Origin of the sequence: Williamwhitmania sp. (assembly GCA_035529935.1) — a bacterium.
In the GTDB taxonomy this organism is placed as follows: domain Bacteria; phylum Bacteroidota; class Bacteroidia; order Bacteroidales; family Williamwhitmaniaceae; genus Williamwhitmania.
This window is the reverse complement of record DATKVT010000158.1, coordinates 24,825-36,450: the sequence shown is the minus strand read 5'-3', so window position 1 is coordinate 36,450 and position 11,626 is coordinate 24,825. Positions and strand designations below refer to the sequence as shown.

Below are 11,626 nucleotides of genomic sequence, written 5' to 3'. Positions count from 1 at the left end.
CAGTAGGTAAGCATGGAGATGAATCTACAATACAAGCGTATGTAAAGGGTCAAGGTCGAGAAAAAGAATATATAAAGATACACAGTCAGCAACTGTCTTTGTTTTAATACCTCGTCAGCTCTGCTGCGAGGTAGTTTATTGATAATAGCTAACCTTGTTATAAGCTAAAAACTTCAACCTTTTTTGGGGAATATTGTTGTTTTGATAGTTTATGAGAATCGTTAAACAGAAAAAGTATGGGAAAGTTAGTCTTGATTCGTCATGGCGAGTCGATGTGGAATATGAAAAACGTATTCACCGGGTGGGTGGATGTTCCGCTTTCGGAGTCAGGAATTGCAGAAGCACAGAAGGCCGGAGTGGAGTTGGCCAATATTGAATTTGATGTTGTGTTTACCTCGGTCCAGATTCGTGCCCTAGAAACGGCCATGATTTTACTGGCCAAAGGTAATAATACTAAAACGCCAGTTGTGGTTCACGATGAAGGCAAAATGAAGGATTGGGCGGAGATATTCAGCGAGAGCATGGTTAAGGACACCATTCCCGTTTACACCGATTGGCACCTAAATGAGCGTTACTACGGACAGCTACAGGGTTTGAATAAGGCCGAAACTGCCAAGAAATACGGTGATGAGCAGGTGCACCAGTGGCGACGTAGCTACGATATTGCACCACCCAAGGGTGAAAGCTTAAAGGATACCGCTGCACGCACCATACCCTACTTTAAGGAGCAGATTTTGGAGCAGCTAAAGCAAGGCAAAAACGTTCTTATCTCGGCCCACGGTAACAGCCTGAGGTCCATTGTAATGTTTATCGAAAATCTATCGCAGGAGGAGATTCTAAAGTATGAAATTCCGACAGGAGTGCCGCTTTTTTACAACTTCGACGGAAAAACTATTGTTAAGGTTTGACAGAAATTAAGTAGTACTCTTTACCGATTTCACACTATGGGCATGCAGGTTGCGGCCCTTTTTTTGTTGGCTTTTCATATGATTGCGCTCAGTACATATAAAGCATACACCTAGTTGTTACATCTTCCTTGGATATAATGCAAAACGGCAAGGCCTTATCGACCTTGCCGTTCTTGTTAATAGCTATCTTTTAATGTTTGCTCATTAGCTTGCTGCTACACCTGCATTAACTTTAGGCTTTAGTGGATCGAAAATCTTATAGGCAAGCAGCTTTATACGGTCGGTTAAGAGGAACCACAGTATTGCATAACCCCAAACAAATCCAGCCCAACCCCAGCCAAGTGGCGTCATAAATAGACCGTAAACGGCGATGAATGTCGCCAATATCTGTGTTCCTAAAACGGCAATCCACAAAATCTTTGCCGGACGTATGGACCAGAATGGACCTCTCGTTCGAGTCAGGAATATTGTTAAGTGACCAGCCACCGATAGGAGCAAGTACATGAGCGTTTGAAGATGAGGTCTGTCGAGGTGAAAGACATGGTCACCAAGGTAGAAGAGCCCAAATGCAGCAATGGGACCAATTACTCCCAGCACCGTGGCAATGCCCAGCACCATGCGCATATTCCAAGCCTCCGGTTGACTTTTATAGTGAACGTTGTCGTAGGCTATGGAGAGGATGGCGCCATCGTTGAGCAATGCAAGCATTACAATCATCACCGCTGTGAGAGGGTAAAAGTTGAAGATTAGGATTGCCAGCGTCATAAACAACAGCACGCGCAGCGTCTCCGCGATACGGTAGATGGCGTAGCTGTTCATGCGTTGGAAAATCTTCCGGCTCTCCTTAATGGCGTCAATAATTACCGATAATCCGGGTGTTAATAGCACAATTGCGGCAGCAGCCCTTGCTGCATCAGTTGCATCGGAAACTGCAATGCCGCAGTCTGCTTTTTTCAGTGCAGGAGCGTCATTCACACCATCACCTGTCATGCCCACAATATGTCCTCTTTTTTGGAGCACATCCACAATGTGGAACTTATGCTCAGGGAACACCTGAGCAAACCCGTCGGCATCTTCAATGGATTTGGCCATGGTGGCAGACTCCGTTTTTTTGGAGTCTCCAAGCCCGCTGGCATCAAAGATGTTGGCACCAAGGTTTAGCTTTTCGGCCGTTTCTTTCGCTATGGCCAGCGCGTCGCCGGTAACCATTTTAATCCTTACGCCCATGGCAAGGGCGGTAGCAATGGTTTCCTTGGCATCTTCTCTTGGTGGGTCGAATAGGGGCAATACGCCAACAAACATCCATTTTCCATCGTCACCTGCCTGTGCAACCCCCAGCGAGCGAAATCCTCGTGAAGCAAATTCGTTCACGGCCTTGTCCACTGCTGGCTTTACCTCTGCAGCGTTGGAGGCCAGTTCGAGAATAACCTGTGGGGCACCCTTCGACACCTTAATCTCCCTTCCGTCCTTATCCTTAACGGTGGCTTCGGTTCGCTTATGTACAGGGTCGAAAGGCATGAAGTGAACCACTTCGTAGCCCTTCAGAATATTCTTATCTTTTAAACCACCAATAACGGCGAGGTCAATGGTATCGTTGTTCTCTGCGCGTGAAGCAAGTGCGCCATAAAGAATTACCTGCTCAACCTTAATATTGTTCAAGCAAAATGGATCGCCCAGCGTTAGCTTATTCTGGGTAAGTGTGCCCGTTTTGTCGGCACAAAGCGTATCCACCCCAGCCAACTCCTCTACGGCCACCAGCCGGCTAACTATTGCCTCTTTTTTGGCGAGCAGGCGAGCACCAACCGCCATTGTAACCGACAGCACTGTGGGCATTGCCACCGGAATTGCGGCTACTGTAAGCACAAGGGCAAACTGAAGCGTGACAAGGAGTGGGTCTCCACGGAATAGGGCAACCCCAATGATTATGGCCACCAATGCAACCGCAAGCATGATTAGGTAATTGCCAATTTTTAAAACGGCCTTTTGGAAGTGACTAACAGTATGTGCATCCTGCACTAGCTGGGCCGTTTTGCCAAAATAGGTATTGGCACCGGTGCCATACACGAGTGCGCCAACTTCCCCTTGCCGGATAATGGAGCCCGAAAATACTGCTTCGCCCTTTTTCCTCGTTATGGGTAGCGATTCCCCCGTCAGCGCCGACTGATCCACCTCCACGGAATCGCCATCCAGCAAGCGGGCATCAGCTGGCACAATGTCGCCAAGGCGTAGGCGAATAACATCACCCGGCACTAGTTCGCGGGCGGGAGGGGTAGTCCACTCGCCATCACGCTTTACTCTAGCCTTTACTGCTAGCTTAGCCTTAAGCGCTTCGATGGCATTCCCCGCTTCGTGCTCTTCCATAAAGCCTACCACTGCGTTAGCCAAAAGCAATACCAGTATGATGGAAAAGTCCGGCCAATGCTTATCGATTGCTGAAAGGATTACAGCCGCTTCAATCATCCACGGGATGGGGCCCCAAAAGTAGGTAAGAAACTTCAGAAACGAATTGACCTTCTTCTCTTCAATCTCGTTTGGTCCATACTGAATTAATCTCTTCTTTGCTTCATCTTGAGTGAGTCCATCTGGTGATGATGCTAATCTTTTTTCCAACTCATCAAGAGGAATAGACTGCAGATCGTTCTTTGCCGCGGATTTCGATTCAAGATTTGGTTCGTTGGCCTTTGAATCTTTTGTAACTTTTTTTCCCATTTTCAAATCTTTTATTCTTGACTTATATGAGTGTATACAAATAATATGTACCGGTTTGGATTTCAGTCTAAAATTCGTTTTGCTCAGGTTCAGAGCATATTAAAGTAGATAACAACATAGGTTTGTAAATGTTCTTCCAGTAAAGATTAGAACCTCTGCTGTGCAATCATTGATATTTCTATACCTCCAGCGTTTTCGCCATTAATAATTCAATTAAAAAAGCATTATTAAGCTTTTATTAACCTTCAGCTACATGCCAATTGAAAGTTAATACCTAATAGTTGGGTTATAAATGTCAGCGTTGAAAGTTTATGGGAAAAATGAAAGAAGTGTGAACATTAAGTTGGTAAGCCAGTAACTTCTCTTTCCGAGTTTTTATTCAGAAGTTGTAATCCTACGGCTTTTTATGCCTTATTTTTTTGACAGGCAAAGTGGTAGAAATTTGCCTTCGGTATGGTTCCATCGGCAATTTTGCGGGGAGAGAAGTCTGTTTATTGCAGGGGAAATCGTATATCAGAGTGTTTCTACTCCAAGCTTATCGCACAGAATTTTCTGCTCCTGCTTTGCTAGGTCGAGCGAGTTTACCTTTTGAATGGGGATAATCAGCTGGTTGCTTGCGCTGTATAGCGATAGCACAAAGCTGTGTTTTACTAAGTCTACGGTTCTGTTGGTCCAGCTATTGGCTTGCCACACCCTGTTCGATTCTTTAATGCCAATCTTCATGCCCTGCTCTACATTAATCCATTCACCGGTTTTAATAACTCCAAAGAGATTATTCGAAAGTTTAACTCTTCGCTTGTCGAAGTCTATAACAGCGTAGCTGCCGGTGAATCCAACGAATGCTCCAATTATAACCAAAAATAGTCCGCCAATATGGACGCAGGTTACTGCTATGCCAACAGCAAACAGTATGATTCCGGCGAAGGAGCCAGCGGGCCCAAACGATTTATCGAGCTTGTTCCATTTTTCCATGGTACCGCTTTTTTGTGAAGGTAGCTCTTTTTCACTTTTTATAATTACAACTGGCTGTTTAATTGGCAATTTTATGCTATTCCTGCTTTTTGAGTAGTTCCAAGTTGTAGGCGGCAATAATTCCTTTTCGGGTAATGATTCCAACCAAATGCGTTGAGTCTTTATGTACTACCACTGGAATACGTCCAATGTTTCTTTCACCCAGCTTCTCAAGAGCTGTTTTCAACGTCTCTTCTGGGTAACAAAGAATCATGTCTGTAGTCATGATTTGGCTCACCAAAACGTCTCCTTTTCCAATTCTAAGCATTTTGTTGATATCCTGCTGGGTTACCATTCCTGTTAGCTTTCCTTCTTCATTTAAAACAGGGAAGCCTCTATGGGTTGTGCTTTTTATCATCAACCCTGCATCTTTAACGGTGGTTGTTTCGGTTACCGTAATAACATTTTTAAACATTGCCTCCGACACCAGAATATTTTCCATCAAATCGAGCCGTTTGATGGCCATAATGTCCACACCTCTTCTTCTGAGCTTGAGCGTGTAAATAGATTCTTTGGAGAGTTTTCTCACCATTATGGTTGCTATAACCGTTGATATCATTAGGGGGATTAGAATTTTATAGTCCCCAGTCATTTCGAAAAGGATGAGGATTGCCGAGATGGGCGCTTGGGCAGAGCCCGCAAACACTGCTGCCATTCCCACCAATGCAAAGCCACCAATTGAGATAGGGATGCCGGGGAATAGGATGTGAAGCAGGGAACCAAATGCACTTCCCAACATTACACCAATAAAGAGTGATGGTGCAAAAACGCCTCCCGATCCACCGGATCCAAGTGTTAAGGATGTGGCAAGTATTTTTAGGCCAATAAGTCCAAGGATCAACATTGGAGCCAGCTGTTCGTTCAAAACCTGCTCAATGGAGTTGTATCCAACACCAAAAATTTCGGGAAAGTAAAACCCAATGCCCCCAAGAGCTAGGCCACCAATGGCCGGCTTTAGGTAGGATGGGATTTTCCAAGCATCAAAAAGATCCTCGCTCTTATAAAGCACTTTGATAAATATCCAACCCACTAGCGCCGCTAGAAAGCCGAGTATGACGTAAAAGATAAAATCCCAGTTACTTAGAATTTCGTACGGTGGTGTTGCAAATGCGGGGTTGGATCCCAGAAATGCTCTAGAAATTACAGTAGCAGTTACTGCCGATAGCACCACCGACGAGAAGTTCCGCATGCCGTACTGGCGAAGAATTATCTCGAGCGCAAAGAAGATGCCGGCCAGAGGGGCATTGAACGTCGCTGAAATTCCTCCTGCAGCCCCACAGGCAACTAGTATTTTAGTTTTGTCCTCCGAAAAGCGAAATAGCTGCCCTAGCGATGAGCCTAGCGCAGAGCTAATCTGAACGATGGGACCCTCGCGGCCAACGGAGCCACCCGAGCCAATGCATATGGAGGAAACCAATGCTTTCATTGCCGCCACGCGAGGACGTATTTTCCCTCCTCCAGTGGCAACAGCAAGCATTACCTCAGGCACTCCATGTCCCTTTGTTTCACTGGCAAAAAAATAAATTAGCAATCCAACCACAATTCCACCCACGGCAGGAATCACCACCACATAGTATGGGCCCATAAATGAAAGAACCTCCTTTCCATCACTAAAGAATGTTTTCTGAAAGAAGGCAATGAGCCAGCGGAACAATATTGCGCCAAAACCAGCACCCACACCAATAATATTGGCAAAGAGAAGTAGAAATACGGTTTCTGAAGTTCGGAGGTAGGTAATCAGCTGATAGAGGTATTTTTTGCTCTTCACTATTCCAATGTCCAAACTCTCCAGGAGTCTTTTGGGTAGTATCTTCATACTGTATACTTCTAAATCTCACCAGAATGGCTCGATTTGATAAGCCTAAAAATAATGATTTTATGATACTAATGTTTGTTGGAGGCGATTTAATCGCCTTTTTAGAACCAGTTTAGCCTTATTCTTTATAAGTACAATATGGGGTTATTTGTGGTAGCTGCAGCATTACCACTATTTGTGGAGGACTCGGGTAACAAATTTTTATCCTATCTGTTGAGGTATTACAGATGCCGATATTCCTTGTATGCCGATTTAGTTGGCAATCCTTATAGGAATAGCGGAAAAAGCATCTTGTACTGTAGAAAGATATCAATGGAGAAGTGCACCATGAAGCTAGTATCGGTGAAATAGTGTTAAAACATGTTAACGCGCTGTTATTCTGATAGTTTTTTTACTATTATTGGCAACTTTTCAAATGTGCTACTATGAATGATAATGAGGTAAGTTCAAGTAAGGATTCTTCCGTTCAGGAGCTAATTAAGCAGCTTGACAGCGAGAGCGGCAACGAGAGAAAAAATGCCCGTGCAGCGCTGGTTCAGCTGGGCAAAGAGGTGATTCCTTTTTTGGTGAAGCATTTATCCTGCCCTAAACGTATGACCCACTGGGAGATTCTTAAAACAATTGAAGAGATTAAAGATCCTGAAGCTATTCCCTTTCTTATTGAAGCGCTGGATGAGGAGAGTGGCGATTTACGCTGGATTGCTTCCATTGGTTTGATACATCTGGGCTTTCAGGTGGCGAAACCGCTTTTACTTTCACTCACCAAGAAAAAGGATATTTCGGTATTTGTTTTGGCCGGAGCACACCATGTATTTTACGAATTGAACAAGAAAAGAAAAATCCCCAAAGATTTTCCAATTAAGGAACTTTTAAAGGCTTTCAGGTATCCGGGAAGAAAAGGACATCTAATGGTTATTATATATAAAATTCTTGAAGAGTTGTAGGTGCCTTTTTATCATGCAATAATGTTTGAAAGATAACCTCCTCTATTTACCAGTAAGGGGCTTCTTTTCTTCCCTTAGTTGCTTTGTGACTAACCCTCATTGCCATTGTTCCAAATGCTCTGGGCAGTTTTTTCTATTCTAAGGAGTAATTGCAATACACTTATGTTTAGGTTTTTTGACTTCTAATACGTCATTTTTGCCATCTACCCTAGGGATGGAAAATTGGTGCCCTTTAGCAGGTGCGCTGAGCGAATTCCTTTGAGGTAGAATGTTCTTAGCTTGTTTTGGGAGGTGTGTGACCCGAATAGCTGGCTGGGAGGACTACTTGATTGACAACCGTTATTAAAATCGGTTATAAGTAATTTACTAAATCTTGGTCAGCTATACTTATATGTTGAATTAGCCAACTAGAAAGAAATTTTAATATTTCATTTGTAACAGTTGCCTTACCTTCTGATACATCATTACAGAACATTGCAACTTGATAGACAAAGTCTTGATGTTTTTTTTTATGCTCTTCAAGTTTTGGGTAATTGAATTTTTCCATCAAATTTTCCTCAACACGAAAATGATATTCAGTGTATTTCAATAATTCATAAAGAGTTTCATTAACAATTTTAGAATTTGGCGTTGCATCGGCATGCAGAATTAAATCGTTTGTTAATTTAATCAGTTTCTTATGCTGATTATCTATTTTTTCATTTTTTACACTAATTTTTTCAGTCCATTGAATTGTTTCCATAATTTGAGATTTAATATTATCTGTAAAAATCGCTCAATTATTTACTTGAATATTTTTTCAAGTTTTTGTTATTCCCTTGAGAAAAAATCAAGTTCTCAGTAATAACGTCTCAAAATGGTTGCCAACTTATTTATATTTACGGAAAAACTGCATATACACACCCTTGTTGGTATGTATTGTGTGGTTTTAACCGTATCATACACAAAACTACAATTAATTTATGAATCGTCAATCGGTGATTTCGTTTTTAGGCTTTATGTAATTGTATATGCCTAAATATAAGATGATTGCAAAGCAATTCTGCTTAATTATCGCCAGGGTTTTTATTTGGCTGAATGGCAAGGAGCCTCTAATTCGGCTCAGCTGGCTTGGCGGTCTACCTTCAGTATAATTATCACCTTCGGTATCATTAAACCATTGGATACTACAGCAGCGGCTTACCCGTTTCCCCCTTTTAGTAATTAACCTATTTTGCTATTTTCAAATCAAGTGAGTTTAAATAGAAAAGAGAGCCTCCAGTAAGTTGAAGGCTCTCTCTAACCAATAAGTTAGCTGTGATCTACTGTTTTACAAAGCGTTTCGCTACTCTTTCTGTATCGGTTTGTATGCTGATGAGATAAACTCCCGGTGCAAGAAAACCCGTATCAAGAGCAACAGAGTTTGTCGCGCTATCTGTTCTTTTTGATAGAACTGTTTTACCCGTGATGTCCATAATAAGTAAGTTAATGGTGCTCCCTTTTGAAAACCCTGACAAACCCTATACGGTAAGGGTGCCGGTGGTAGGGTTGGGGAAAACGTCAACCGTACTCTCCGATAATACGCTGATACCTGATGTTGCCGTAACCGTGATTTGCACCGTTTTACTGGCAGAGGTGTAATTTATACCATCGGTAGGGGTAAATACAACAGCTAGGTCTTGGTTATTGCCCACCTCCAGGATAGTACCTTCCGAAGGTGTATACGCAAATGTACCAGGGACATCAGCGGTAGCATTCAGCTGAAGGCTGCTCAATGCTGTGCCGCTGGTAATGCTTGCCGGATTGTTCCAGGTAATGGTTGGCGTTGCTTGGGTTATGGTGAAGTTGTCACCTACAAAGGTGATGTTATAGTTCGCCCCCGCGCTCAGGTCACCCTGGTTGATGGCGTAGCTTCCCACGCTCTCACCCGCAGCTCGGCTAAGCGCACCCGTGAAGGCGTCACCGCTTTGGAGGGCAGGGGTTACGGAGTAGGTCAGGGTTGGATCGGCGGCACCGTAGACCTTGCCCTGGCTGGCATCCGCGGTGACTGTAATGGGTTTTGGTGTAATGGAGAAATCAGCAGGAGCAAAGGTGATGCTATAGTTCGCCCCTGCGCTTAGGTCGCCCTGGCTGATGACGTAGCTTCCCACGCTCTCACCCGCAGCTCGGCTGAGTGCACCCGTGAAGGCGTCACCGCTTTGGAGGGCAGGGGTTACGGAGTAGGTCAGGGTTGGATCGGCGGCACCGTAGACCTTGCCCTGGCTGGCATCCGCGGTGACCGTGATGGGTTGGGCCGTAATGGAAAAATCAGCCGTAACAAGGGTTATGATGTATTTTGGTCCCGCGCTTAGCGTACTCTGGTTTATGGCATAGGTCCCCACGCTCTCCCCTGCAGTTCGGCTAAGGGCACCCGTGAAGGCGTCACCGCTTTGGAGGGCCGGGGTTACAGAGTATGTTAGGGTTGGATTGGCAGCACCGTAAACCTTGCCCTGATTAGTATTGGCGGTAACCGTAATGGGATTGGGAACTGAAACTTTCCGGATGCAGTAGTGGCTAAAATCCGCTATGAAAAAATTTCCGGATGAATCTAGAGCCACGCAGGTTGGACGATATAGATGAGCCGATGTGGCGTATCCTCCATCCCCAGAGTAACTAGTTAAGCCGTTACCTGCCACGGTGGTAATCACTCCGGTGGCAGCGGTTACCTTTCGGATTCTGTTGTTTTGTTGATCCGCGATAAACAAATTTCCGGCTACATCAACTGCTACCCCGCTTGGATAGTTTAGCGAAGCTGATGTGGCCGCGCTACCATCGCCGGAATAGTCGGGAGTTCCATTTCCTGCAACGGTGGTAATTACTCCGGTGGCAGCGGTTACCTTTCGAATTGTGTTGTTTTGTTGATCCGCGATAAACAAATTTCCGGCTACATCAACGGCTACCCCGCTTGGATAGTTTAGCGAAGCTGATGTGGCCGCGCCACCATCGCCGGAATAGCCGAAAGCTCCATTTCCTGCAACAGTTGTAATAACTCCGGTGGTGGCGGTTAGCTTTCGGATACAGTTATTTCCTTCATCAGCAATATACAAATTTCCGGCTACATCAACTGCTACCCCGCTTGGATAGTATAGCGAAGCTGATGTGGCAGCACCCCCATCACCCGAGTAACCTTGAATGCCAGTGCCTGCTATGGTGGTAATTACTCCGGTGGCAGCGGTTACCTTTCGAATTCTGTTGTTGTCTCCATCCGCTATATACAGATTCCCGGCTGTATCTACGGCTACCCCGGTTGGATAGTATAGCGAAGCTGATGTGGCGGCACCTCCATCACCCGAGTAGCCACCAGTACCACCGTTGCCTGCCACGGTGGTAATCACTCCGGTGGCGGCGGTTACCTTTCGGATTCTGTTGTTATTGCAATCTGCTATGTACAAATTCCCGGCTGCATCTACGGCTACCCCGATTGGACAATTTAACTCGGCTGATGTGGCGGGGCCTCCATCACCCGAGTAGAATTCAGAGCCATTGCCTGCCACGGTGCTAATAGGTTGTGCTAGGCTGACTATGCCGATAAAAACGGCAAAGGTGGAAAGTAACAATTTTCTCATAGTAGTGAATTTAAGGAATAGCTTGCTAACACTAATACTTTTTTGTGTGGTTTCATACCTGTATTGGACAGAAAAGTTAGTCTTTAGCGATTCCAAGATGCAATTGAGGTTGAAAACAGGAAGAAATATTCAACTCACAAATACAACTTGGGTTAGCTGATTGTATGCCAAAACGGGGGATAAACCCTAGTTTTTTCTAGGTTTGACAAAATCATCCTTATGCACCTGTTGGTGGGTGTATAGGTCTGACGGGCGCCATACCTATCCAGCAAAAATAATTATTTCGTAGAAATGGTCAAGTGAAGGTTTTGTTTTTTTGAACCAAGTTGTGCTTATTTGATTGAACGTCACTTTTCGATGGTAAACTGCTGTAGTAAATAAAATTTCATCTTCTGTAGCAGCATCAAAACTTACACAGTTAATTCCACTCCCAATCACTTGACAGGCTTGCTCTCTGCAAGTTTTAACTCATCTGTACGCAAGGTCTGGGCGTTTGGGCGTCTGGTCGAAGGTTTACCCTCCCCGGTAAAAGGGTTCAGCGGGTTTAAAAAAAAAGTGCTACCGGGGAATGGGTAGCGCTTGGTGCTGGTAACTCTATAGAATATTTATTTTTGCTCCGCTTATTTTATCGATCTTTTTGTAGTTTTTTCGATT

8 protein-coding genes are annotated in these 11,626 nt (G+C 44.4%); 2 read left to right on the top strand and 6 right to left on the bottom strand.

The window, feature by feature from the left end:
* The first annotated feature begins 236 nt into the window (after positions 1–236).
* The gene (locus VMW01_11960; GenBank protein HUW06966.1) at positions 237–908 is read left to right on the top strand and encodes a 2,3-bisphosphoglycerate-dependent phosphoglycerate mutase; all 672 of its coding nucleotides are present in this window, start codon (positions 237–239) and stop codon (positions 906–908) included.
* A gap of 204 nt (positions 909–1,112) precedes the next feature.
* Here the strand turns inward: VMW01_11960 and VMW01_11955 are convergent, their stop codons facing one another.
* The 3 genes from VMW01_11955 to VMW01_11945 form a co-directional block, all read right to left on the bottom strand.
* On the bottom strand, positions 1,113–3,617 hold the full coding sequence (locus VMW01_11955) for a plasma-membrane proton-efflux P-type ATPase (GenBank protein HUW06965.1): 2,505 nt from the start codon (positions 3,615–3,617) through the stop codon (positions 1,113–1,115).
* A 513-nt stretch (positions 3,618–4,130) separates the two neighbouring features.
* Positions 4,131–4,589, bottom strand: a complete 459-nt coding sequence (locus tag VMW01_11950) for a hypothetical protein (protein ID HUW06964.1) — start codon at positions 4,587–4,589, stop codon at positions 4,131–4,133.
* A 76-nt stretch (positions 4,590–4,665) separates the two neighbouring features.
* The gene (locus VMW01_11945; GenBank protein ID HUW06963.1) at positions 4,666–6,444 is read right to left on the bottom strand and encodes a chloride channel protein; all 1,779 of its coding nucleotides are present in this window, start codon (positions 6,442–6,444) and stop codon (positions 4,666–4,668) included.
* Positions 6,445–6,869: 425 nt separating this feature from the next.
* Here VMW01_11945 and VMW01_11940 point away from each other — a divergent pair, with 425 nt between their 5' ends.
* Entirely contained in the window at positions 6,870–7,388 is a 519-nt protein-coding gene (locus VMW01_11940) for a HEAT repeat domain-containing protein (GenBank protein HUW06962.1), read from the top strand.
* Between the two features lie 352 nt (positions 7,389–7,740).
* Here VMW01_11940 and VMW01_11935 read toward each other — a convergent pair whose 3' ends face one another.
* From VMW01_11935 to VMW01_11925, 3 genes are all read right to left on the bottom strand, one after another.
* Positions 7,741–8,130, bottom strand: coding sequence for a bacteriohemerythrin (locus VMW01_11935; protein ID HUW06961.1), 390 nt, complete (start codon positions 8,128–8,130; stop codon positions 7,741–7,743).
* A 559-nt stretch (positions 8,131–8,689) separates the two neighbouring features.
* Positions 8,690–8,884: a T9SS type A sorting domain-containing protein gene (locus VMW01_11930; protein HUW06960.1), complete on the bottom strand. Its 195-nt coding sequence runs from the start codon at positions 8,882–8,884 to the stop codon at positions 8,690–8,692.
* Between the two features lie 3 nt (positions 8,885–8,887).
* Positions 8,888–10,972 carry an MBG domain-containing protein gene (locus VMW01_11925; GenBank protein ID HUW06959.1) on the bottom strand — a complete coding sequence of 695 codons (2,085 nt, stop codon included), beginning with the start codon at positions 10,970–10,972 and terminating at the stop codon, positions 8,888–8,890.
* Positions 10,973–11,626: the final 654 nt, after the last annotated feature.

Excerpts from the sequence above, each read along its gene's own strand:
- VMW01_11925 (HUW06959.1), bottom strand. The coding sequence starts at position 10,972 with ATGAGAAAATTGTTACTTTCCACCTTTGCCGTTTTTATCGGCATAGTC.
- VMW01_11960 (HUW06966.1), top strand. The coding sequence starts at position 237 with ATGGGAAAGTTAGTCTTGATTCGTCATGGCGAGTCGATGTGGAATATG.
- VMW01_11950 (HUW06964.1), bottom strand. The coding sequence starts at position 4,589 with ATGGAAAAATGGAACAAGCTCGATAAATCGTTTGGGCCCGCTGGCTCC.
- VMW01_11940 (HUW06962.1), top strand. The coding sequence starts at position 6,870 with ATGAATGATAATGAGGTAAGTTCAAGTAAGGATTCTTCCGTTCAGGAG.
- VMW01_11935 (HUW06961.1), bottom strand. The coding sequence starts at position 8,130 with ATGGAAACAATTCAATGGACTGAAAAAATTAGTGTAAAAAATGAAAAA.
- VMW01_11955 (HUW06965.1), bottom strand. The coding sequence starts at position 3,617 with ATGGGAAAAAAAGTTACAAAAGATTCAAAGGCCAACGAACCAAATCTT.
- VMW01_11945 (HUW06963.1), bottom strand. The coding sequence starts at position 6,444 with ATGAAGATACTACCCAAAAGACTCCTGGAGAGTTTGGACATTGGAATA.